The sequence below is a fragment of the Aquiflexum sp. genome (genome assembly GCF_041749095.1).
Lineage (GTDB): Bacteria > Bacteroidota > Bacteroidia > Cytophagales > Cyclobacteriaceae > Aquiflexum.
Genome location: NZ_JBGTCA010000017.1, coordinates 1 through 25,204 on the forward strand (window position 1 = coordinate 1; position 25,204 = coordinate 25,204).

The following is a 25,204-nucleotide window of genomic DNA, read 5'->3' on the forward strand; positions in this document are numbered from 1 at the left end:
AAGAAACAGACTGGATTAATTTTCCACGGAGTGGTACTTCAAGTTTCTTGAAGTACCACTCCGTGGAAAATTATAAATTGATAACTTAAATTGTGATTATTCACCATGAAGCCTGTTGGATATTTATCTTTCTGGTATCTCTATTGTAAATTTAAAACCTAGTTAATTTATTTTGAAAATAATTTCAAAAAGCAATGAAAAAGATTTTACCAATAATTTTAGTCAGTTTCATTACCGTGGCTGGTTCTGCGCAAACTTTTGATCATGAAAAGCTGGATAGATATTTTGAGACATTGGCAACCAATGACAAATTGATGGGAAGCATTACATTGGCCAATGATGGGAAAATCATTTATCAAAAGGCTTTTGGTTTTGCTGACATCGACCAACAAATCCCATTAAGTCCTGACAGCCGCTTTAGAATAGGTTCTATCACAAAAATGTTTACCTCGGCCCTTATTTTTAAGGCAATAGAAGAGGGGAAAATCAAACTGGATCAGAAGATTGATACCTATTTCCCCGAAATTGAGAACTCCGAAACAATCAGTATCAGCCAACTCATGAACCACAGAAGTGGGATACATAGCTTCACTTCTGACCCTGATTATTTGACCTGGCATACTGCGCCCAAGTCAAGAAAGAGCCTCTATAGCATCATCATTGAAGGGGGAAGTGATTTTGACCCGGACAGTAAAGCTGATTACAGCAATTCAAATTATGTATTACTGACCTGGATTCTGGAAGATATTTATGGGGATGATTATGCCAATTTGTTATCAAAACACATTACTACGCCACTTAAGTTGGAAAATACCTATATCGGAAAAAAAACCTCTTCCGATGACAAAGAAGCTTTCTCATACAAATATACAGGAGAATGGACAAAGGAGGCAGATACAGATATGAGCATTCCTTTGGGTGCAGGGGCAATTGTCTCTACGACAGGCGACCTAACGAATTTTATCGAAGGACTCTTCACGGGCAAAATCATCTCCCCAAGCAGCTTGGAACTGATGCTGGAAATGAAGGATAACTTTGGAAGAGGCATGTTCCGGATTCCTTTTTATGACAAGTTCTCTTATGGTCATACCGGGGGCATAGATGAATTCAAATCAATGCTGAGTTATTTTCCGGATAAAAAATTCAGCTTGGCCATGTGTGTCAATGGAAGTGTCATTGACCCCAATCAAGCTGCCATAGCAGCATTAAGTGCTTATTTTGGTAAAGATTATGAAATACCTGAATTCAAGAATATTTCTCTTTCATCAGAGGAACTTGACCAATATCCGGGAATATACAGCAGCCCCAATTTTCCCTTAAAAATCACAATTACTAAAGAAAACAAGACTTTGATCGGACAGGCTACAGGACAACCATCGTTTTCATTACAAGCCGAAGGAGATCATATATTCAGCTTTTCAAGGGCAGGCCTGACATTGATATTCAATCCTGAAAATGATGAAATGACCCTAAAGCAAGGCCCTGGTGAATACATTCTAAAAAGAAATAATGAGTAAATAGCGTCGGACCTAAGGGTTTAAAACTCTTTCCAAAATAGAGACTCTCAGGCCTTCTTTTTCTAACACTGCCTTTTTCGCCCATGTGAGTGTCTCACTCACATTCTCTAGGTTCTACTTCATTACCGCCTATATAATTCGTCGGATGACCTTCAAACTTCCCCCAAGAGATACACCATTTCGCTGGAAGCTTCCTTTATATATCATACTTTCAAAAAGCTTCATTCAGAATGACGGATCTTTGACCAAGTGAGTCTCACTCACATGCTCTAGGTTGGAGACTAGAAATGACGAAATCTCTCTTCTCCCATCTTCCGTCTTCTGTCTCCTGTCTTCCGTCATTTTTCAACATCGGTCATCGACATCTGTCTTCCTACCTCCAACACCCCTTCTTCCTACTTCAAAATATAGCTCACCCCAAAATTGGCCACAAAATTCTTTTTATCCAGACCGGGTACAAAATACTCGGTCGGATGGTTTTCCAAAAACCACTTATAGTTCAGCGTATTGACAAATTGCAGGTTCGCATTTACCAATAAATTGCCAAACCGCCAGTCCGCAATTACTGACGGCACTAAGTCCACATATTTATTCCTCCAGTCCTTGGATGTCTCAAATCGGAAATAATAAAAATCATTGTTGTACACGATGCGTTCAAAGTGGAACGCTACCCGGTTGAAGTTTTTTACCCAGGCTATTTCTGCCCAATTGACATTGGCTGCCGGTCCGTAACCCATACCGAGTACTTGTCCATGATGGGTATATCCATGGTGTACATGGTTGTGGATATACCAAGTATCAAAATCCCGGATGCTTTGTCTGATGGTCTGCCCGGTCTGTGTCATTTCGGCACTGAATTGAAGGAATTGTTTATCCCATTTCAGAGGCATCAGATTGGAAAATCCGAAAGTAAACCCCCTGTTTCGTTCGGGAGTGATCATAAAATCCATTAATCTCCTACTGTTTCCATTGGTGCCATATTCACCGTAGAATTCAAAATGCCCTTCAGTGCTTATCCACCTGAAAAACCCGGAACTGAACTGCTGCCTTTTGTTCCTGACGGGATTGAATACATTGCTGAGCCTCTTTTCACCATTAAATATCGGAAGGTAATCATCAAATCTATCCATGTCTGCCCTGTACATGTGATTCACAGAAGCATATCCCAATGAAAGTCCGGGCACCCACTTTGGTTTATAAGAAAAAATCAGACCGGAGATATACCTGTTTCCGTCTTCTCGTTTCGGAAAGTAGACAAAATTGTTCTGAAAAAAATAATCTGAATGTGGAGGAAGATAATCTGTGCTTTTCAAAAACCCGGAAATCAATTGCCATTCAAAATCACCTATCTTGGTTTCCATAGGCTTTTGGGTGTTCAATGTAAAATGTAAAAACCCGGGCGCATTGTTACTCATCAATAGAGAGCTTCTTTTCCCTGGTCCCCACCAAAGATTCTCGGAAGAAAGTCCAAATGAAACTCCGTTGTGGTTGAAGCGAATGCTGGACTGACCTCCTAGAATCCTAAGGTAACCCCCTACACCAAACTTTTCCGGCATATCGATCCTGTTGAGATATTCATAATAGTGTAAAATGGTGGATTGATGTTCAATTGGGAAACCCTGAAAGTCTTTATTTTGAGCAATAATAATCTCCGGTTGGAGTTGCAAGCTCAATTTTCCATATTGAGCAAATACTCCGGCACTGACTACATTTTGCATGCCTCTGTTTGGTATCATGGATCCATTATTCTGCCCAAAGGCATATTGGGAATTATACTGGAATCTGTTGGTAAAGGGTAGTGCTAGAATTTTGACCTTTTTTTTCTCATCCAAATACCCATAAAACTCCGATTTTTCAATACCAACGAAAGATCCGTCAAGGTCAAACCCTATTTCTTTGTCAAAAGCAGGGACCGGATACAAAGGCCGGATATTGAAAGAAGTCTTGTCACTGAGTTCACCAAGCAACTGCATCCTGCGCATATATTCATCCAAAACAGGAGATCCAACAGGTACAGTTTGACCAAATGATGCTGAACTACTGATAAACAGTAGAAAGAGAAAGATATATATGTTTCGGTTTGTCTTCATGCCCAATATCATCGTACCACTAAGGTTGACAAAGCAATTTTTCCTACTGACCAGCTTTCATCACATTTGGTATCAGGAACGTTGGTCTGTACCAGTTCATCACCTAAAGTGATTTTTGCGCTATGTCCTTCATGCCTGACCAACCTGGTCACCCTGTATTTTGTAGTGTTGTTGGGAAGCCCTCCCAAATGACAAAGACCGGGAAGGGTTTGAATGGACCCCTCTCTGGGAAAGTTCTGCCTGAAGAAATCATGTGGGTAAGATTGTCTGATACAATATAATGATTCACAGGGACTGTTTGAAAATGTAGTTCTCAGTACTTCCTCTCCATCTACTTTAATAAACCAAAAATCAGGGCCACCGAAACCATCTTCCAAGTTGCCGTCCCAACTGTCATGGACATACAGCTCGATGGTCACCCTCAACACGTTATGGTAAGGCAGACCGGGAATGGTCACAGAAACCTCCTCATTGTTGTAATTGCCCAATACCGTATCATTATGAAAAACAAAAGCTCTTGCATTTTCAAAGTTGTGCAGGTCCATGTTGGAAAAATCATTGGAATAGAAGTTCTCAACGCTTTCACATTCACAAAGGGAATCCTGACAGGAATTGATTGTCAGCGATACAAATAGTAACAGGAGTACGAAAGGGTGAAAATACTTAAACCGAAAGGACATGGGCAATAATAGGAAGCTAAATGATGCAATGACTCCAAACAACGGATAATCAGGATACAAATAAATGAAAATTAAATCGAAAAAGGCATTTTCTTTTGAGGTTTACAGACCATTGAAAGCTTAGAGTGTTGGAATTCCTTTAATTTTGAGTTATGAACAAGTTTGGACAACTTTGTTGATGAAGATGAGCGTCGGTCTTTCTTGAATCGAAATTCGTAAAATGGACAGAGGAAAACTGTTGATTTTTTATTTTCACTTAAATTATTTCAATTTACCCTTTAGTCTTGAAGAAAATCTTTTCAGAATATGATAGGTTCCCTAGAATTACAATCCAAAATAGACAGAACGGTCAACTATCAGGGAACAGAATACCTGCTTTTCAGTGGGACGGCTTATTTGGGAATGGGGAATGTTCCTGAATTTGAGAAATTGATCATTGAAGGAATTTCTCAATATGGAATCAGTCATGGTCTCAGCAGGGTCAACAATGTCAGGCTGCATATTTACCCTCAATTTGAAACTTTTTTTGCCGAAAAAGCCGAAGCAGAAAAATCCCTTGTTTGGAGCAGTGGTTTTCTGGCAGGCACAGCGGCAGTACAATTGTTATCCAAACAGGCAGACCATGTATTTGTGGCCCCTGATACCCATCCGGCGATTTTGCCGGAAGGAATAAAACCTGATCCTTTTTCAGATCATGGTCAATGGGCTGCAAACTGCCGGTCAAAAGCAGAAAAACTACCAAATTCAAGAATACTGATTTTAGCCAATGCAGTTGATCCTCTTAAACCTGTTATACATCATTTTGACTGGATAAAAGACCTTCCTGGCAAACATGATTATACCCTATTGATAGATGATAGCCATGCTTTTGGGGTTTTAGGAAATGGGATTTATGGAACCTATAGCCAATGGAAGCATTTGCCGGTCCGGCTTTTGGTTTCCGGTTCGCTGAACAAGGGTTTGTCCCTGCCGGCGGGAATATTGCTCGGTGATTCAACAACGATAGATGAAATAGCGGGAACAAGCATTTACAGGTCCTCGTCTCCTCCTGCACCGGGATATTTACAGGCCTTTCTTCAAGCTGGGCACCTATATCAGGGTCAACAACAAAAACTGATAGAAAATATCAGATTATTCAAGGAGTTTACCATTGATTTTAATTATTTCAATTATGCAGAAGGGTATCCTGTATTTTCATTCTCCGAACAAACATGGTCTGAAAAGTTGTTTCAGGCTGGAATACTGATATCCTCTTTCCCTTACCCAAACCCCACCGACCGGCTTACCAACAGGATTGTGGTTTCGGCTTCCCACCACCCCGAAGATCTGATCCGATTACATAATGTGATATCCGGTTTGTGAGAATGCTGGAATTTAATTTAATTGGTTCTGAAACCATGCAATTCTGCAGGTAGAATTAATTTCTTGAATAATCCTTTGATCTGGCAAATAATATCAACAAATATTTAACCCGCCTCCCGGAGGGCAGGTATCTATTAATATCAATGCCTTCTAAATAAATATACTATGCCTCTCAAAAGTAATTTCTTCAGCCTATTAATCTGCATCTCTATTCTTTTATCCTGCCAACCCAAAGACCAAAAACCATTTGAAGAAATACCGGATACCTATCCTGTTCTGAAAAAGGTACTACAAAATCCTGATGTATATCAGGTTCAGATGCTTTACACTCAGATCAACAGGGATGAAAACAATGAGCCTTCTTTCAAGGATTTTGAATTTAGGCTTGATGATGACAAATATTTCTATCCCGCCAGCACTGTAAAATTGCCGGTAGCTATTTTAGCACTTGAATGGCTTGGTGAACAAAATTTAAAAGGGCTTACGGCGCATAGTACGATGCTGTCTGATTCAGTCCGGACTTCTCAATTGCCGGCATATTATGACAGCACCGCCATAAACCTCATGCCCAGTATCGCCCACTATATCAGAAAAATCCTGCTAGTCAGTGATAATGATGCATTCAACCGGCTTTATGAACTTTTAGGTCAGGACTATATCAATGCCAAAATGCAGGATAAAGGTATGACACATACTGTGATCAACCATAGATTGAGTATGCCAATGAGTGAAGAAGAAAACAGGTATTATAATCCCATCAGATTTCTGGATGAGGAAGGTGAGGTTATTCATGAAATCCCAGAAAGAAATACCAAGAACATCTACTCCAACCCTGACAATCCCAAAATCGGAAATGCCTATTACAGCAAAGGTGAATTGATTGGGGAACCGATGGACTTTACCTTTAAGAATAAATTTGCAATTTCGGATTTTCATGGGGTGGTCAAAAGGATTGTATTTCCGGAGACCTTTGCTCCAAACGAGCGCTTCAACATTTCAGAAGAAGACAGGAAATTTATACTTCAATACATGTCCATGCTGCCCGGAGAAAGTGATTATCCCAAATATGACCTTCCTGAATATTACAACAGCTATTCCAAGTTTTACAAGTTCGGGACCGACAAAAACCCGATTCCCTCACAATTTAGGATTTTCAATAAAACCGGAAACGCCTATGGTCATCTGATAGATGGGTCTTATTTTGTGGACTTTGACAATGGCGTTGAGTTTTTGGTGACAGCAGTTATCTACACCAATGCCAATGAAACACTGAATGATGACACCTACGAATATGAAGAACTTGCATTTCCATTTTTTGCAGAGTTGGGCGAGTATCTTTATCAATTGGAGTTGAAAAGGGAAAAAGAAAGGAGGCCAGTGCTATCAGAATTAAAAATGGATTATTGAATTTCCTATATCATGAAAAAAGCCGGGTAGAATCCGGCTTTATACATTCTCTGCCATAAACTTATCCAAATCCTCCAGACTGACCAGATTTTCATAATAAGCCCTTCCAAAGACCACTGCTGTGACACCCATATCCTTCAGTTGTTTGAAGTCATCGATACTTCTGACACCACCGCTAGCTGCCAAGTGTATTCCCGGGAATTTGCCTACTATCTTTTTGTACAAGTCAAAATTTGGCCCTTCCATGACACCGTCCCGGGTCACATCAGATACTTTTAGGTATTTGAGACCTCTTTCATAGAAGAATTCAATATGGTCAAAAAGATCAATTTCTGTCTTTTTAAGCCATCCTCTGGTTTTGATTTTTAAATCAGCAGGGTTGGTATCCGCAGCAAGAATGATTTTTTCCCTACCATAGGATACAAGCCATTGGGCAAATCTTTCAGGATAGGAGGCCGCAACCGAAGCCGCAGTGATGGTTTTCGCTCCAAATTCAAATGCCTTGAGCACATCTCCATCAGTCGAGATTCCTCCGGTGAAATCCACAATCAGATCTGTATATCCGGCAATGGCTTCCAGAATATGATAATTCTTGGGTTCCCCCCGACGGGCCCCATCCAAATCAACCAAATGCAACCACTTGATCCCATGGTCCTCAAATGCTTTTGCTATTTCCAAAGGATTATTGGAAATCACTTCCTGGGTTGCAAAATCACCCCTTTTTAAACGGACACATTTGCCGTTGATCAGCCAGATAGATGGGATAATATCAAACATAGTTATATAATTCAATAGGTTTAAAAAGGATTTCTTAAATACCGGGATTAGATCAGGTACTGAAATTATATAATCACTGATCCGATTTAAAGATAATACAAGATAAGAGAATTTGACAAACCTCTACCAAAATGTTTGGTAAAATTACCGCTCCTCTCAGATAAATTAAAATCGGGATCTTAATATACCAACTTTGCCACCACACCGTCGCTGCCTGAGGCCCAAATCGATGTACTTGTTTTGTCCATTTTGACAGCATGAAATCCCTCATCTGAAAATCGGACCCAGTTCTCTCCACCATCTTTGGAAAAATCAGATCCATTTGGTCCGACACATATCAGCCAATGAAATCTTTGGAAATACTGAACCCCTGACCTAAAGCCTGAAGGGGCCTGGCCTTCGCCCAAGCGCCAGGTTTTACCGTTATCAACAGAAATGACAAAATTTTTGCCTACTCCATCAATTTTCAAAAAATCACCTCCTACGCCCACCATTACACCACCTCCGATTTTCGCCAATGAAAAAATCCCTTGAGAATCTTTTTCCTGAATAATAGGTGTATCAAAGGTATTCCAATGATAGCCATTGTCTGAGGAATGGTAAATCTTACTGGCATTGCCTGCACTTGCAAACCAGATATTGTCATAATCTACCAGAATTCCAGAACCACTTGCTGCAAAAGAGCCTCCGCCTTTTGGGCCATCTGGCGACAATTCCAATATTTTCCAGGTATCACCCTCATTCTTCGTCTCGATCAATGCCCACTTTCCATCAACCACATCTCCAACTACATAGCCTTTAGTATGAATGAAAGCCATCCCGTCAAAAAAGTCCTCATCAGTACCTTGAAATTTTTTCTCCCAGGTGTTGCCGCCATCCATTGTTTTGTAGATCACTGCAGGCTGACCCGCCGAAAGAACTATTGCAGTATTGGCATCTATTGCCTCGATATCCCTAAAATCCACCGTATCCATTCCTGCTATCACTCCCGATTCCCATGTTTCACCGCCATTCAGTGTTCTCAGCCAGGTTCCGTCCGACCCACTTGCCCAAACAATCTGATCCGTCAAAGGCGATAAACCCCTGAGAGATGCTTCGGTCCGTGTATCCATCTTTTGCCATCCTGATGGAACTTCGGGAATCTTGGCTTTTTTTTCTTCACTACAAGAAAGTAGCCCAAAAATTAAGAAAAGGGAAAACAGGTATTTGGCCATAGTCCTGGTAAGTTTTTATAGAACACTGATAACGCTGATAGAGCAGATTTTCACTGATTTATTTTATCTGTGTGTATCAGCAAAATCAGCCTAATCAGCGTTCTATTCAATGACTCTGCTATTTGGAGGATCTGTAAAATTACATTTTAGCTGAATAATTCGGTGCCTCCCTTGTGATACTTACATCATGAGGGTGGGATTCTTTGACCCCTGCTGCGGTAATTTTTACAAATTTACCGTCTCTTTGCAAATCTTCTATGTTTTTGGTGCCACAGTATCCCATACCGGCCTGAAGGCCACCTACCAATTGATATAAAACTTCTGAAACCAAACCTTTGTAAGCAACCCTGCCCACAATCCCTTCGGGAACGAGCTTTTTGACATTCTCTTCGGCATCCTGGAAATACCTGTCCTTTGATCCGGATTCCATGGCTTCCAAAGAACCCATTCCCCTATATGACTTGAATTTTCGCCCTTCGAAAATGATCATTTCTCCGGGTGCTTCCTCTGTACCGGCCAAAAGAGACCCGATCATAATAGATCCCGCCCCTGCCGCAATGGCCTTGACCAGATCACCGGAATAGCGGATTCCTCCATCGGCAATGACAGGCACATTTTTGCCTTTAAGGGCTTCGGCACACTCAAAAACTGCCGAAAGTTGGGGAACTCCTACCCCTGCAATCACTCGCGTAGTACATATACTTCCCGGACCAACTCCAACTTTTACAGCGTCTGCACCTGCATCTGCCAATGCCAAAGCAGCCTCGGGAGTGGCAATATTACCAACAATAACATCTAGGTCTGGAAATGCATCTTTGATTTTTCTGCAGGTCTCGATTACTCCCTTCGAATGCCCATGGGCAGTATCAATAGATACCACATCAACTCCGGCATTTTTCAGGGCTTCTACCCTTTCAACAATATCTACAGTGACACCCACTGCTGCACCTACCCGCAATCTTCCGAATTCATCCTTACATGCATAGGGCTTATCCCTTCTTTTCAAAATATCCTTGTAGGTAATCAGACCAGTCAGTTTATAATCATCATCAACTATTGGAAGCTTTTCGATTTTATATTCCTGGAGAATTTCCTCTGCCTGCTCTAATGAAATCCCTGCTTTGGCAGTGATCATGTTTTCTTTGGTCATGATGTCCATGATTCTCACATGGGGGTCTTTGATAAAGCGTAAATCTCTATTGGTGATGATACCCTTTAACGTTCTTTTTTCATCTACCACAGGAATGCCACCGATATGAAATTCACGCATGATGGTTTCGGCATCTCTTACTTTTGCACTGATATTTAAGGTAATAGGATCTAAAATCATCCCGGCCTGAGAGCGCTTTACTTTCCTGACCTGGGCGGCCTGCTTTTCAATGGACATGTTTTTATGAATAAAGCCAAGCCCACCTTCCAAAGCAATGGAAATGGCCAATTCAGCTTCTGTGACAGTATCCATAGCAGCAGAAACTAAAGGAATATTCAGTCTGATGTTTTTGGTAAGTTGAGTGGAAGTGTTGGTGTCTCGCGGTAGGACTTCTGAGTATCCCGGGACAAGAAGCACATCATCGTAGGTGAGTGCTTCAAAGAGAAATTTATCGTTATTTCGATTCATAGCAAATATTGGTTAGGTAACCCTATTTGCCCGTCAAAGATACAAACAATTTCTATTGCCAATCAAACCGATTTCAAATAATATTCAAGTATTGAACAAATTCCATATCTGAAATGGAATTTTCTTTGGATTCTTTGTCATTTGAAAAATCTAATGTTGATAACAGAACTAAAAAGTAGGTTAGGTTAATGGATGAAAGGGACTTTGATTAAGTTTTCCAAGCTTAATTCCCCTCATAATAAAATAGGTCAAAAGACCAACTGGGCCAAGCATAAAGGTCAAAATGAGACAGGGTAAAATGATCCATCGATTGATGTCTTTTTCCCAGGCATCTTTGGTAATCCACATACCCACAAAAAGGTCAAATACCAAGTAATGGATCCATCCTGCCAACAATGCCTCATCAGATTCAAATAATAACCTGACTTCTGCCAAACTGCTAAATCCACCTTCTCCACCTCCACTCAATCCCAATACGATATAAAACAAATAGGTAAATGCCATAAGTATAAAGACCCCTGAAAAAAGGGTCCGGTAAATCCATTTTCGCGGATAAAATATAAACAGTGCAATCCATGAAAAAAAGGCCAGCATGCTTGCCATTCCGAATACAGCTTCTAGTGTGGACATGTGTTAGTTGATTTTAGTGTTTGATTAAAACTACAAAAATTCCCAAGCAGTCTTTCAATTCGATGAAAAAAATTTAATTTGAGTAAAAGGTAAAGCCACATTACTACAGATAGCTTGAGGATTTAAAAATTGAAAATTTCAGAAGAAAAGAATGCTACTCAGATTAATGCAGCCCACTTCCAACATCAAACCCATCAACATCCGTCATCGGTCATTGGTCATAAAATATAAGAAACCAAAGAATCAAAAAATCTTGTAACCCTAAGCCTCCCTCCTTTTCAACTTAGCAATATAAAACCCATCATACCCACTTTCCTGCGCCAAAACTTTTTGGTCCTCCAAAAGCTCAAACTCTTTTCCCTTTTCGGATGCCAGGAATTTTTCCACCTGATGTTGGTTTTCGGAGGGTAAAATACTACAGGTAGCATAGACCATGATCCCTCCCTTTTTGACCATGGAAGAATAGTTTTGTATAATTTCCTGTTGGATGGTCTGTACCTTTTCAATTGATTCAGGGCTGAGTTTCCATTTGGTATCCGGGTTTCTTTTCAAGACCCCCAATCCGGAACAGGGGACATCTAAAAGCACACGATCAGCAGATTCACTCAGTCTTTTGATGGTTTTATTCCCTTCGATCACCCTTGGTTCGATGATACTGATACCATTTCTTCTTGCTCTTATTTTTGTGTTTTGAAGCTTCCAGCCCTCTGTATCCATTGACAATATCCTTCCCTTGTTCTGCATCAATGCGGCCAAATGAAGAGATTTACCACCAGCCCCTGCGCAGGCATCAATTACCCGCATGCCAGGTTCCACATCCAATGCCGCTGCAACAAGCTGTGAAGAAGCATCCTGAACTTCAAACAATCCCTCTTTGAAAGCCGCATTCTTGAAAACATTTTGCCTTTTGGCCAAGACCAATGCATCTTTGTAACCTTTGGGTGCATAGGACTCTATTTCTTCATCTGCCAATCGGTTCATCAACTGCTCTCGGGTGATTTTAAGGGTATTGACTCTCAATACTACTTCTGCCTGCTGATTGAGGGTATTGATTTCTTCCTCCCATTTATCTCCCAATTGTTCTGCGCCCATTTCATCCAACCAGTCCGGAATTGATTGGATTACTGCCCTATTATTCAGTCTTTCATATTTTCTATGGAGGGCATCAGAATCCAGGCCTTTGAATTCTTTCCAGTCAGGCAAAGTTCTTCCCTGCAATAACCAATAGGTGCCAAATAACTGATAAGTGTCTTTGGAAGGGCTCAAAAAATTAATCAACCTCCACCAGCGCACCATATCATAGACAGATTCTGCAATAAAACCCCTGTCCCTTGCACCCCATTTTGGATTTGATTTAAGGGTTTTTTCGATCACTTTGTCCGCATAGCGGTTATCATTGAAAATTTCATCTATGGCCTGAACGACTGCATAGACTGTATTTGTGAAAAGCTTCATGTCTTTTTGTTTGAGAGTGCAAAGATAGGAAGATTCCCAAGAGCGAAATGGTGAAAACCAAAATCCCTACATTGGATATTTTTGTTAATTTTGCCCTTTCAATAGAAAAAGATTTATGCTTGACAAATTACAGGCGCTGAAAGATAGATTCATCGATGTTGGCCAGCTTATCATACAGCCCGATGCCATGTCAGACATGTCCAAATACACCAAGTTGAACAAGGAATATAGGGATCTTGAAAAAGTAGTAATCCTTTATGACGACTACAAAAATGTGCTGGACAATATCAGCAGTACCAAAGAAATCCTGGACAAGGAAAAGGATCCCGATTTTAGGGAAATGGCCAAAATTGAGTTGGAGGAACTGAAAGATAGGCAGGTGGAACTTGAAGAGGAGCTAAAACAGCAATTGATCCCCAAAGATCCAAATGACTCGAAAGATTGTATTCTTGAAATCCGTGGCGGTACAGGTGGAGATGAGGCCGCAATATTTGCCGGTGATCTTTTCAGAATGTATGAACGCTTCTGCGAAAAACAGGGATGGAAACTCACAGTTCTTGATTTGACTTTTGGTTCGTCAGGAGGCTACAAAGAGATTATCAGTACCATAACCGGTGCAGATGTGTACGGGATGATGAAGTTTGAATCAGGTGTACACAGGGTACAAAGAGTACCTGCCACCGAGACCCAAGGAAGGGTGCATACTTCCGCAGCCACTGTGGCTGTTCTTCCCGAAATGGATGAGGTGGAGGTAAATATCAATATGAATGAAATCCGAAAGGACACCTATTGCTCTTCCGGTCCAGGTGGTCAATCCGTAAATACAACCTATTCGGCTGTGCGTTTGACCCATACTCCAACAGGACTTGTGGTAACCTGTCAGGATGAAAAGTCCCAGATCAAAAACTTTGAAAAGGCTTTAAAAGTACTTCGGTCAAGACTTTATGAAATCGAACTGGACAAACACAACGAAGCCGTAGGTGCCCAAAGAAGGTCTATGGTGGCAAGTGGTGACCGTTCCGACAAAATCAGAACATATAATTATTCCCAAAGCCGTGTAACAGACCATCGGATCAACAAAACAGTTTACAATCTCCCTGACATTATGGATGGCAATATTGAGGATTTCATATCAGCCCTTAGATTTGCCGAAAATCTGGAAAAAATGAAAAATACGGGGATGGAGGAGGTTTAAGGGAAGGATGAAGGATGATGGATGAAGAAGCGAGACGCGAGAGCCGAGAAACGAGACGCGAGATTGACATCAAGTTGCCCGCCTGGTAGACGTCATTCCGAGTCCCCAATATTTTATAAAAAACATTCAGAAAAGGAATGACATTAGGTTTCTCGTCATCCCGAGTATTTAACATTTTGGAAATGTTCAGAAAATATAATGACATTGGTTTGGCTTATATATGATTAATTTTAGCGAAATTAATGTACAACCAGTAAATAATTGCACTTATCAATAATCTGTCATTGGTAGGCACGAGGGATCTCCAGAAGTAAAAATGATGGAACCACAAAAGTGACAAAAGAAAACAAAAGTTACTGAATATCAACTTTTAGTGATATAGTCTTTTGTCCTCTTTTGTTTCTTTTGTGATTCAAAATTTTCAAAAGTTAATCTTAAATCCATCCACCTACCATCATATCCACTTCTTCCAAAAGGCCTTTCAGTTGAATGTATGACTTCACTGAGGATTCTTCATCATCTTCTTGTTCTGAGAAAGTTGAAAAATCATCATGTATGAATTCTTGGGCATTTTTATTTTTTTGCCTACTCTTTTTGAATTCAGATTTACCCTTTTCATTAGCATCTTTTAAGTTGCCTGAATTATTCAATTGTTCCAAGCTCTTTAAAATACAAATATCCGGCAATGCCTTTTCTTGGACCGGCAATGTCAGGCTAAATCCGGATGAAATTGAAATCAACAAGAAAACTAAAATAAGTCCATAGGACTTTAACAATGATCGTTCAAAATTCATAATAGGTTTGGGTTGGTGCAATTACATGTTTTTAACAACTTCTTTTTTGGGAAGGCGAATACTCCACATTCCCCTTAAATCTCCGATTTTATGCCCTTTGGCCTTATCTTCAGGATAAAGTTCATCAAGGACATTTTGGGTTTCGGGACTGATTTCTTTACCCTCTTGTCCATGGCAGTTGAGGCAAAGCGCATTGGGAATCATAATAGCTTTGGTGAACAACAGAACTTCCCCACCTTCGATCTTCTGAATACTGGGTTCATTCGCAATGTCGTTTTCACCATTGTAAACATACGTATCCAAAATCCCCTCTTCATATTCCAAAGGCTTGTCTGCTGGGTTTCTATAATCGTTGGACACCCTTTTGATTTCTACATTGTATTTTTCAGATACTTCCTGAAGAATGGGCAATGCATTGACATTACAGTATCTGATGGCCGCAGGTACACCTTCGTCCGCTATTGCTTCCTGTAAGGCAGTTATCAATTGCTTTTGGGCCTCATTACTGATTTCTTCTCCCCATACCATGGCTGCCTGAATGATGTCCGCCTCGTTGAGTTTCTTCACCTCCATGCTTTTATTTACTTCTTCAAAAACATCCCTGCTCACCCTTTCATTTGAGTTACAGGAGATTAAAAGCAATGTTGATAAAAATAATTTAAATAAATTTTTCATTTTTTTTTGCTTTCGCTACTACAAAAGTAGAGTTAAATCACGAGTTTCTAAAGACATTATTGCTGTTTGTGCTTCATTTTTCCTAATGATATAGTTTTAAAGTCCGGTAAGGGCTTGGATATTATTTCATTTATGGGATTTAATCCTATTTTTGTATCAATAGAAGCATGAATTTAGAACATGAAGCGCTTAGCACCCATTTTGATTTTTATTTTATTCCACAGCCTTGTCTATTCCCAAACTTGGAGGAGGGTGGGCGGATGGGGCAATCAACTCACCGGGATAACCTGGGTCAGTGATGAAACAGGTTTTATAGCAGGAAATCAGGTCATACTGAAAACCATCGATGGTGGGCTCAGTTGGGTGGAACAGGAAGCCCCATCCAAAAATAGGATGTGGGCTGTTGGTTTTTTCAATGAAAATCTCGGACTCATGGTAGGAGAGGGAGGGGATGTCTATCGGACCACCAATGGTGGACAGACTTGGCAATTATCCAATGCCGGTACCCAAAGGACCCTAAAAAGTGTCAAATTTTTGAATGAAAACAGGGTGTATGCCGTGGGGGATAACGGTGAGGTTTTTCGCTCTACCAATGGCGGTCAAAGTTGGGCAAGGCAAACAGTGGGTACTACTTCAAATCTAAACAGCCTATTTTTCGTCAATCAAGATACCGGATATATTGCCACCTCCCAAGGACAGGTCATCAGGACTTTTAATGGTGGAAATAATTGGAACATTCAAAACACAGGGCAGACCAAAAGTCTGGCAGATATTTATTTTACTTCAGGCATGATAGGATATGCCGTCGGACAACAGGGTACCCTCATCAAGACCACAGATGCAGGCCTTAATTGGACGCTGTTGAACAGTGGCACTGAAAGAAATCTAAACACAGTTTCATTCAATAAGTCAAATCCTAATCTAGGCGTTTTTCTTGGAGAAAATGCAACTATATTGAGAACAGCCAATGCCGGTACCACCATCGATGGCATCAATATCAACAATACGCAGAATTACAATTCCGTCAGTTTTAGAAGATCTTCCAATGTCGTTTTTGCGGTAGGTGAGAATGGTTTCGTGATCACATCCAACAATTCAGGTTCTAGCTGGGCTTTGAGACTTTCCGGAAGGGACAAAGATTATTCAAATACTCAGTTCAGAACTGCTGCGCTCGGTTATATCATTGGAGAGGAGGGATTGGTTTTGTCCACCAACAACGGAGGAAGTACATTGACTGATCGATCTAGGCCGCTTTCGATTACATTTAACGACTTGGCCTTTACCACCAATGCCTTTGGGTATATAGGAGGGGATAACGGAGTACTCCTACGAACCACCAATTCGGGTGCCAACTGGACTTCTCTCACCCCTGGTACGGAAGGTGCGATCAATGGACTTTATTTTTTCAACAATGCCAATGGTTACATTGTCGGTGCCGATGGATTTATGGCCAAAACTTCTGATTCGGGAGTTATATGGTCTAAGATATCTATCAGTAATACAGTCAATACATTGGTCGATCTGGAGTTTTTTAATGCCACCACAGGGATTGTCATTGGAAAAAACGGATTTATTGCCCGAACTGAAGATGGGGAGACATGGCAGATTGTTACCTCCCAGTCCAACGATGATCTCAATGGCATTAAAAAATTGGATGAACAGACTGCTATTGTCATTGGAAATGCCGGAACAATTCTGAAAACTTCAGACCAAGGAAAAACCTGGATAAAAATCAATGCTGGAATCACAAGAAAATTGAATGCATTGGAATTTCTAGATGAATCGGTGGGATTTGTCGCAGGAGAAATGGGCTGGATGATGTCTACCAGGGATGGTGGCGAAACCTGGACAAGTATGCCAACGGCAACATTTCAGGATTTTACCGGAATCAGTTTTGGAGATCTCAGCAGCGGTTTTGCTGTTGGAGAAAAAGGCACCTTGTTCAATTACAGCTGTCAGGTTCCGGAAGAAGCAACGGTGATCTTTGGGGAGGACAATGTGTGTATATCACAGCAAATTTATACCGTACAGAATAATGAAGGACCTGATGTGGAATTTGAGTGGAGAGTGGATGGGGGAACAATTCTTGAAGGTCAGGGAAGCAACAGGATAGTAGTTCGGTGGGACGTTCCCGGCAGAAATGCAGTTTTGGTGAGGGGCAAAAACAATTGTGGAAACGGAAAGACCAAAGGACTCGAAGTATTGGTTTCCACACAACCTCAAGCAATAATTGAAATTGAGGGAGAAGGTGTCGTATGTCAAAATGAATTAATGGATTATCAGGTAACTGATATCCCTGGAACAATATTTATATGGGAATTGGATGGGGGTGAAATCACTGCCGGACAAGGCACGGCACAAGTAACTGTTTTATGGACTGGCCTGGGCCAAAGACAACTCAGAATCACGCCAAACAATCCATGTGGAGTAGGATCAACATACAGCAAAAGTATTCAGGTAGTGACTCCACCAGAACAACCTTCTGAAATTAACGGTCCTGAAATGGTGGGCTTAACAGAAGAAGAGTATGAAGTCATTAATGTGTCCAATGTCAATTTCCAATGGAGCATCAGCAGCAATGCCGGAAAAGTTATCAGTGGACAGGGAACCAATAAAGTAAAGGTCCTATGGGAAAAAGAAGGAAACTATACGTTGACGGTAACACCAATGAACGGCTGTAATACAGGAAGCCCAAGAACCTTGGAGGTAAATGTAAACCTGATTACAAGTATCAACCCAGAAATATCAGTTGGAAAAATCTCAGTCTATCCTAATCCATCCCAAGGAGATGTATGGGTTTCCTTCAAAGGTATAAACCATGTGAATTCAATCACCGTAACTGATATTTTCGGAAATGAAGTCCGAAAAATTATTTTTCACGGTGGACAAGAAATAGTAGAAATCAAGGGACTTCCAAAAGGAATGTATATTGTCTCTATCAGAAGCAGGGAGAAAGAGTATAATAGAAAGTTAGTCGTTAGATAGTGTTCAGTAGGCAGTCGCAGTTGGCTGTGTCCAGTTTGCAGTCGCAGTGGGCAATCGCAGTGGGCAGTGGACAGAGGATTCTGAAAAATACTTAACTGAATACGGAAAACTGAAAGGTAACTGAACACTGGTTACTGCCTACTGATCACTGTATACTGTAAACTGCCTACTGATCACTGTAAACTGAACACTGCCTACTGATCACTGAAAACTGCCTACTGTAAACTTAACACTGACCGGCAATAATTTTGTTGAATTCAAATTATGAACTTTTTAGGCAAAGCTTCAATTGCAACAATAATAAAAGTTATCTTAAAATTGAGAATAGGTTTTTTCCAAAATAAACCCGTAATCTTTTTAAAGAAACTCACAAAACTGCCTTATCTTGATGTTTAAATAATTGTTTGTTCATGAAATTACAGGGAAAAGAGAATATTTGTTTGGTTACTTGGCATGAGGGGCACTTCCACAACCTTTACCCTATTGCCAATAATCCCAAAATCTCCAAAAATCTCAGAGACAGCTTTCCTTCTCCATATACCATCCATGATGCCCGTCATTGGATAGAACACAACCAAAAATTCAATCCACCACAGAATTTCGCCATTGAGTACGATGGAAAACTTGCCGGTTCGGTAGGTTGTGAACTTGGTAAAGATGAATTGAGAACCAATATGGAAATAGGTTTCTGGGTGGCAGAACCATTTTGGGGAAAAGGAATAGCTTCGGAAGCAGTACAGCTTTTTACAGAATATGCCCTCGCCAAATTTCCAGAAGTAAAAAGAATCTATGCCCAGGTTTATGACTTCAATGTACCTTGTATGAAGGTGTTGGAAAATTCCGGATATGAACCGGAAGCTATTCTGAAACATGCTTACATCAAAGAAGGTCAGATAGGCGACCTATTCCAATATGTCATTATTAGAGAAGAGGTAGAAAAATTTTTTGACTGATATTTCAAATTAAACATTTATTGCATTTGATGAAATTGGCTCCTCTGCTATTATTCTTATTATTCTTTGCTAACCAAAAGGTCATCGCCCAAAGTGCCAAAGATACGCTGAGAAATTCCGCACCTATCGAAAAATTATTTGATTTTGGGGATTTGATCATTGATAGGATTTCCGGAGAAAATTGGGTATTTATCCCTGCTGTTGTATATTCTCCCGAAACAAGTTTAGGATTGGGCTTAAGGGCTATCCGGATTTTTAAATACAAAGAAAATGAGCCATCGACACTTCGCCCATCCTCTTTTCCGATTACCTTTTTATATACCCTGAACAATCAGACCATTTTCACCACAGAACTTGACCTTTGGGCCAATGATAACAAAGAGTATTTCAATTCAAGACTGGAATTGTCAAATTTCCCATTCAAGTACTATGGGATAGGAAATAAACCGGACATATTGGAAGGGGAACCTTACACCACTAGATTTGCTTACATTCACTTCAACTACCTAAGGAAAATTTCACAGGGACTTTACATTGGGCCGAGATATGAGTTTAGGATAGATGATATTTTCAGAAGGATTCCAGGGGGCATATTGGAAATATCACAAGTGCCGGGCTATGATGGACAGCGGATATCCGGCTTGGGTATGGTAATGAACCTTGATACCCGGGACAATATTTTTCAACCTACCAAAGGTTGGTTTAATAGATTGGAATGGATGGGATATTCATCTTTCCTTGGCAGCAATTTTGGTTTCAACCAATATACGCTGGACTTCAGAAAATATCTCAAAATCAACGGCAGGCAGGTTTTGGCTTTACAGAGTTGGTGGAGTTTCACGACAGGAAATCCTCCATTTCAACATGTATCGCTGATCGGAGGGAGTGATAGGATGCGGGGATATTTTGAAGGCCGGTTCAGGGATGATCACGCCATGGTACATCAGGCAGAATACAGACTCCCTTTATATAGAAATTTAGGCATGGTGCTGTTTGGCCATACAGGACAGGTAGCATCCCAAGCATCTGATTTCACTTGGAACCGCTTCAAATATGGGGCAGGATTTGGATTCAGATATAAAATCAATCAGGAAGGGTTGAATATCCGGCTTGATTTTGCTTTTGGAGATCAAAAGGCATTTTATTTTGGGTTGAATGAGGTGATATAGCTGATACACTTTGAAGATGAATTCATGGTAGAGCTTTTTTTTCACAACTTATTTAAAAACCGTCGGAAGATTTGGTGCTTCCGAAAACTATCGATTAATTGATTTTAAGATTTCAATATTGGTGAATATGAAAAACTTTATCACTTTTTTCTTCTTAATTTTTATTTTGGCTTTTCCTCAATATGCTTTCTCACAATTTGAGATTAAAGGAAATATTCTGGATAGTGAAACCAACATACCATTGGAATTTGCAACAGTATTTATCAACAACACTACTTTTGGGGATATTACAGACCGCGAGGGAAATTTCACTATCCAAATACCCGCAGGTTACCATGAACTGATCATCAGTTTTGTAGGATATCAAACTTTTAGGTACAGTTTTAACACTCGCACTTTAGCTAAGAATTATACTTTCAAAATCTTTCCTGAAATCTTTGACCTGGAAGAGACTCAGATTTTTGAAAACGGAAGTTATTTCCATCCATTTGACATTTATATCGAAGGCTACATGGCCTGGGAAAAAGTCGGTGACCTGATGCCTTTGGATTATGGGATGGAGAAAATAGGTTCAAAATATCTTATTCAATAAACTTGTAAACTTATAGAAGATTGAACCAACATAACCCCCAAGTGGACTTACCCGTTTTGCATTATATTGACAAACTAAAAAGCCCTTGCATGAATTTTCTGCCACAACCATTACTTATTCTTCTTTGTTTTTTAATTCAATCCTCAGTTTTTGCCCAGGATCAATTTCCCATCATTAATCTGGTCAATCAATACTCAGAAAAATACCCTTGGGAAAAGATATACCTCCACACCGACAAACCTCATTATTTCTTAAATGATACAATTTGGATCAAAGCTTATGGCCTGATTGAATCTAACAAGGAATTGCCGGAAGCTACGCCTTCTATGCCATTGTATGTCGATTTCATCGATGGGAAGTTGGACAGATTGGTCAATCAGATCATCATCAAGATGGAAGATGGAACCGGCCAAGGTGACTTTGTTTTGCTCAGGGACTTGGTTCCCGGGGCTTATACCATCAGGGCTTACACCCAATGGATGCGTAATTTTAGTACAGATGTTTTTTTTCAAAAGGACATTTGGGTTGGGGACTTGGGTGATGGATGGGAATTCCGAAGCAGAGATCCGGAACTGAACCTGCAATTTTTTCCTGAAGGGGGTAATCTGGTAAACGGACTTAAAAGCAAAGTCGGTTTCAAAGCCACCAATGTGTATGGCAAAGGCACGGATGTCATAGGATATGTTTTGGATGACAAAAAAGATACCCTTATGCGATTTGAATCAGAATATATGGGTATGGGTCAATTTGAGTTTACACCCCAAAACAACCAAAGCTATGAGGTGGTAGCCAAGTCAGCGGACAAGGATTGGAAGAGGTTTAGGTTTTCCAATGTACAATCCTTGGGTTACGTTCTTGAAATAAACCCATTTATTTCGGAAAATGAGATGGAAATTAAAATAAACCATAACCTTGGGGAAGGTGGAAAAGGTAAAAAACTACATTTATTAGGTCTATCAAAAGGCAAGGTAGTATTTCAAGGAGAATTTGATGGTTCTCAGGGCCGGAACAGTGTAGTCTTGGACAAAGATGATTTTATGCCCGGTTTGGTCACTTTTACTTTGATGGATGAAGAAACCACCCTTTTGGCAGAACGATTGGTATATATGTTGCCCTTTGCCAGAGGATCTGCCAATTTCAGTACTGAAAAAAATTCCTATAAGCCAAAAGAATTGGTCAGGATGGACATAGAAGTCTTGGACGAGTTTGAAGGTCCGGTTGAGGGTAATTTTTCCATTTCGGTCACTGACGCCTATCAGGTGATGCATTTGGAAAACAGTCAAAATATCTATTCTTACCTACAACTGAGTTCAGAAGTCAAAGGGGAAATTGAAGACCCATTTTATTACTTCAATCCTGAAAACAAAAACGCAGAAAAGTATCTTGACAACCTGCTGCTTACCCAAGGATGGAGAAGGTTTTCATGGGAACATCTGGCCAAATTGAATGAAGAGCCTACTTACTTTTTTGAACCGGGTCTGTCTATCAGTGGGAAGGTTTTTAGGGCAAATGACAAACCTATTCAAGAGCCCCACAATCTCACTTTGATGATTGACCACAACTTTGGAACTCCATTTGTCCATGAAGGCTTGACAGATGAGGTAGGCAACTTCTCTTTTGTAGGACTGGATTATCAGGATTCTGTTTCCATATATCTTCAGGCATTTATACCTAGGGAAAGAAAATCCTCCCCTCCTAAAGAGGTAAAGAGAAATGAGGTGGAATTTTGGATTCCTGAAAAACCAAAAACCGAAAGAAGCAAGTACATCAGTTTTCCAAATGAAGACAGATTTCTGGACTTTGATGACTACATGGTAACAGTTAAAGAAGCCAAAAATCTCATGGAGCAATTTGTCCTGAGTAGGGAAATTGAATTGGGTGAGGTCACGGTCAGGGGCAGAAGAAGTTCGCTTATACCGGACAATAGGGCGTTGCAGTACAGCAATAATCCCGAGTTAAGCCTTGTGGTTACAGAGGAATATTATAGTTTCCAGAACATATTTCAATTGCTAAGAGGTCGATTTCCAGGGGTAAATGTAGCGGGAGATGTGTTCAGCATCAACCCACCACCGTCAGTCCTTATCCGGGGAGGAGCAATTTCAGGAAGCGGATTGGTAGGTGCGACATTCTTCTTAGATGGAAATCCTACTCAAATAGGCCTCATAGCCACATTACCGGTACCAGAAATTGAGCGGATTGATATTCTTAGAAGCCTTAATAGGGCTGCTGTATATGGCGCCGACGGAGCTGGGGGAGTAGTCAATGTATTGACCAAATCAGGAAATCCAAACAGGGATTTCAGTGATGATCCTACTTTGGGGAATGCCTCATTGGAATCTAAAGGCTATGTCCCCGTAAGAGAATTTTACACGCCTTCTGCAATACCCGATTTCAATGCGCCAATAGCCCTAGATTACCGGTCAACCATTTTTTGGGAACCAAACATTTATACCAACGAAAGAGGTAAGGCATCCATAGAATTTCCGCTTTCGGAAGGAAGCCCGGAAGTTCGGGTAAACTTGGAAGGGCTTTCAAAAACAGGAGAACCCATCAGAGCCACTTACCAATTTAAAGTCAATTAAACGCCAGTAGATGTATTTTAGAATCCTCTCTATTAAACCGGTCTATTTTCTTTCTATCCTTTCATTCTTTGCGTCCCTGAATGTCAATGCCCAGTTTGTAGTCAAAGGCAAGGTTTTGGATGTGGAGACTTTGGAACCCCTGCCATTTGCCACGGTATTTATCAGTAATTCTAGCTTTGGAGATGTTACCGATTCAAATGGGGAATTTGAAATACCCATACCTGCAGGCAATCATGAGTTGGTGATCAGCTTTATGGGCTTTGAACCGTTCAGCCATTCCATTTCTACCTTGGCCTTACATGATTCTTATGAATTCAGGATAATGCCTTCACCAATAGATCTCAATGAAAGAGAAGTCACTGCAAAACGGGACAAGGCTTGGTACGATAATCTGGAGATTTTTAAAGAGTATTTTTTAGGTAACAGTGTCAATGCTTCCAAATGCAGAATCAAAAATTCCGAAGTGTTGATTTTGGATGCAGAAACCAACCCTAATGCACTACAAGCCAGAGCCAGGGAAATATTGGAAATAGAAAATCCAAATCTTGGATATACCATCAAATATGTCCTGACAGGATTCGAACTGAACAGGCAAATTAATCAGGTTTCTTATTCAGGCTATCCATTTTTCATTGAAGACCAATTGCCAAAAAGGAGGCAACGAAAGGTCGAAGCAAACAGGAAGGCTGCTTATCTTGGAAGTGTGATGCATTTCATCAGAACCCTGTACCAGGGAAATAAAAAGGAGGAGGGATATGATATATATACTTCAGAAAAAGTCCCCAATCCCAATAAACCAAGTAAAGAGGAAGTAGAAAAATTTAGGGATCAGCTAGACGATACAAAAGATAGCAGGAGAAGATCATTTATTGAAAGTCTGATCAAAGATGAAAATCTTCCTGATTCAATTGATTCTCCAATTGGAACTCCAATTGACCCTGCTATCCTGATCGGATCTACGGAAGATGGGAAAAAATTCATTACCTATACTACGCCTGTCTATATCGTTTATACTAATCAAACAGATGATCCTGCATTTTTGCAGTACAGCCTTAGAAATGTCAATAAAACCATTCGCTCATTGGGAATTAATGATGAGACCGACAGGGAGTATTCTTCAAAATTACCTCAGTTAAGTTTGATGGACATGAGGGCAAAGGCTGTGCAGATTTTTGAAAACGGCAGTTATTTCCATCCCTATGACCTGTTTTTTGAGGGATATATGGCCTGGGAAAAGGTAGGGGATTTGTTGCCTTTTGATTATGGGCGTGGTGATTGATCAGGATTTTGGAAAAATGTGAAATGATTCTTTACTATTTTTAAATCTCAATTAGAAGGACAGCTTTGTATTGAAAAGAAATAGTCTACCCCAAAACTCATCCACTCAATACATCCACCACCCGCTTCACACACCTCCCCAACTCCTGCTTCACCTCAAAATCCCAAAACCTAAGCACCGTCCAGCCTTTGGATTGGTAGTAGTGGTTGACCTCCCTGTCTCTTTGCATA

General features: G+C 40.4%; 20 protein-coding genes. 10 read left to right on the forward strand and 10 right to left on the reverse strand.

The window, feature by feature from the left end; translation table 11 throughout:
• Positions 1-194: 194 nt before the first annotated feature.
• Positions 195-1,517 (forward strand): serine hydrolase domain-containing protein, encoded by a 1,323-nt coding sequence (locus ACEW8O_RS00975; protein WP_373492751.1) that lies wholly within the window; start codon positions 195-197, stop codon positions 1,515-1,517.
• A 395-nt stretch (positions 1,518-1,912) separates the two neighbouring features.
• On the opposite strand, the gene ACEW8O_RS00980 is transcribed toward ACEW8O_RS00975, so the two are convergent.
• Both ACEW8O_RS00980 and ACEW8O_RS00985 read right to left on the reverse strand, forming a co-directional pair.
• Entirely contained in the window at positions 1,913-3,607 is a 1,695-nt protein-coding gene (locus tag ACEW8O_RS00980; RefSeq protein WP_373492752.1) for a capsule assembly Wzi family protein, read from the reverse strand.
• A gap of 8 nt (positions 3,608-3,615) precedes the next feature.
• Positions 3,616-4,287, reverse strand: a complete 672-nt coding sequence (locus tag ACEW8O_RS00985) for a hypothetical protein (RefSeq protein WP_373492753.1) — start codon at positions 4,285-4,287, stop codon at positions 3,616-3,618.
• A gap of 306 nt (positions 4,288-4,593) precedes the next feature.
• On the opposite strand from ACEW8O_RS00985, the gene ACEW8O_RS00990 reads away from it, so the two are divergent.
• Together ACEW8O_RS00990 and ACEW8O_RS00995 are read left to right on the forward strand one after the other, a co-directional pair.
• A complete protein-coding gene (locus tag ACEW8O_RS00990; RefSeq protein ID WP_373492754.1) occupies positions 4,594-5,649 on the forward strand; it encodes a pyridoxal phosphate-dependent aminotransferase family protein in 1,056 nt (351 codons plus the stop codon).
• Between the two features lie 165 nt (positions 5,650-5,814).
• Entirely contained in the window at positions 5,815-7,056 is a 1,242-nt protein-coding gene (locus ACEW8O_RS00995; RefSeq protein WP_373492755.1) for a serine hydrolase, read from the forward strand.
• A gap of 39 nt (positions 7,057-7,095) precedes the next feature.
• On the opposite strand, the gene ACEW8O_RS01000 is transcribed toward ACEW8O_RS00995, so the two are convergent.
• The 5 genes from ACEW8O_RS01000 to ACEW8O_RS01020 form a co-directional block, all read right to left on the reverse strand.
• Positions 7,096-7,833, reverse strand: coding sequence for a HisA/HisF-related TIM barrel protein (locus ACEW8O_RS01000; protein ID WP_373492756.1), 738 nt, complete (start codon positions 7,831-7,833; stop codon positions 7,096-7,098).
• Positions 7,834-8,012: 179 nt separating this feature from the next.
• Positions 8,013-9,047 carry a WD40/YVTN/BNR-like repeat-containing protein gene (locus ACEW8O_RS01005; RefSeq protein ID WP_373492757.1) on the reverse strand — a complete coding sequence of 345 codons (1,035 nt, stop codon included), beginning with the start codon at positions 9,045-9,047 and terminating at the stop codon, positions 8,013-8,015.
• 139 nt (positions 9,048-9,186) lie between these two features.
• On the reverse strand, positions 9,187-10,665 hold the full coding sequence (guaB, locus tag ACEW8O_RS01010) for an IMP dehydrogenase (protein ID WP_373492758.1): 1,479 nt from the start codon (positions 10,663-10,665) through the stop codon (positions 9,187-9,189).
• A 180-nt stretch (positions 10,666-10,845) separates the two neighbouring features.
• Entirely contained in the window at positions 10,846-11,295 is a 450-nt protein-coding gene (locus tag ACEW8O_RS01015; protein WP_373492759.1) for an ABA4-like family protein, read from the reverse strand.
• Positions 11,296-11,556: 261 nt separating this feature from the next.
• Positions 11,557-12,750 carry an RsmB/NOP family class I SAM-dependent RNA methyltransferase gene (locus tag ACEW8O_RS01020; protein WP_373492760.1) on the reverse strand — a complete coding sequence of 398 codons (1,194 nt, stop codon included), beginning with the start codon at positions 12,748-12,750 and terminating at the stop codon, positions 11,557-11,559.
• Positions 12,751-12,865: 115 nt separating this feature from the next.
• Here ACEW8O_RS01020 and prfA point away from each other — a divergent pair, with 115 nt between their 5' ends.
• Positions 12,866-13,945, forward strand: a complete 1,080-nt coding sequence (gene prfA, locus ACEW8O_RS01025; RefSeq protein ID WP_373492761.1) for a peptide chain release factor 1 — start codon at positions 12,866-12,868, stop codon at positions 13,943-13,945.
• A gap of 434 nt (positions 13,946-14,379) precedes the next feature.
• On the opposite strand, the gene ACEW8O_RS01030 is transcribed toward prfA, so the two are convergent.
• Positions 14,380-14,739, reverse strand: coding sequence for a hypothetical protein (locus ACEW8O_RS01030; protein ID WP_373492762.1), 360 nt, complete (start codon positions 14,737-14,739; stop codon positions 14,380-14,382).
• A 21-nt stretch (positions 14,740-14,760) separates the two neighbouring features.
• Entirely contained in the window at positions 14,761-15,414 is a 654-nt protein-coding gene (locus ACEW8O_RS01035; protein ID WP_373492763.1) for a DUF3365 domain-containing protein, read from the reverse strand.
• A gap of 180 nt (positions 15,415-15,594) precedes the next feature.
• Between ACEW8O_RS01035 and ACEW8O_RS01040 the strand changes: the two genes are divergently transcribed.
• The 6 genes from ACEW8O_RS01040 (at position 15,595) to ACEW8O_RS01065 (ending at position 24,974) form a co-directional block, all read left to right on the forward strand.
• Complete coding sequence (locus tag ACEW8O_RS01040) at positions 15,595-18,399, forward strand: YCF48-related protein (protein WP_373492764.1); 2,805 nt, start codon at positions 15,595-15,597, stop codon at positions 18,397-18,399.
• Positions 18,400-18,809: 410 nt separating this feature from the next.
• The gene (locus ACEW8O_RS01045; protein WP_373492765.1) at positions 18,810-19,352 is read left to right on the forward strand and encodes a GNAT family N-acetyltransferase; all 543 of its coding nucleotides are present in this window, start codon (positions 18,810-18,812) and stop codon (positions 19,350-19,352) included.
• A 29-nt stretch (positions 19,353-19,381) separates the two neighbouring features.
• Complete coding sequence (locus ACEW8O_RS01050; RefSeq protein WP_373492766.1) at positions 19,382-20,521, forward strand: BamA/TamA family outer membrane protein; 1,140 nt, start codon at positions 19,382-19,384, stop codon at positions 20,519-20,521.
• A 127-nt stretch (positions 20,522-20,648) separates the two neighbouring features.
• Complete coding sequence (locus ACEW8O_RS01055) at positions 20,649-21,113, forward strand: carboxypeptidase-like regulatory domain-containing protein (RefSeq protein ID WP_373492767.1); 465 nt, start codon at positions 20,649-20,651, stop codon at positions 21,111-21,113.
• A gap of 89 nt (positions 21,114-21,202) precedes the next feature.
• Positions 21,203-23,695 carry a TonB-dependent receptor gene (locus ACEW8O_RS01060; protein ID WP_373492768.1) on the forward strand — a complete coding sequence of 831 codons (2,493 nt, stop codon included), beginning with the start codon at positions 21,203-21,205 and terminating at the stop codon, positions 23,693-23,695.
• 10 nt (positions 23,696-23,705) lie between these two features.
• Positions 23,706-24,974 carry a carboxypeptidase-like regulatory domain-containing protein gene (locus ACEW8O_RS01065; RefSeq protein WP_373492769.1) on the forward strand — a complete coding sequence of 423 codons (1,269 nt, stop codon included), beginning with the start codon at positions 23,706-23,708 and terminating at the stop codon, positions 24,972-24,974.
• A gap of 97 nt (positions 24,975-25,071) precedes the next feature.
• Here the strand turns inward: ACEW8O_RS01065 and ACEW8O_RS01070 are convergent, their stop codons facing one another.
• Entirely contained in the window at positions 25,072-25,203 is a 132-nt protein-coding gene (locus ACEW8O_RS01070; protein ID WP_373492770.1) for a DUF559 domain-containing protein, read from the reverse strand.
• Position 25,204 lies beyond the last annotated feature (1 nt).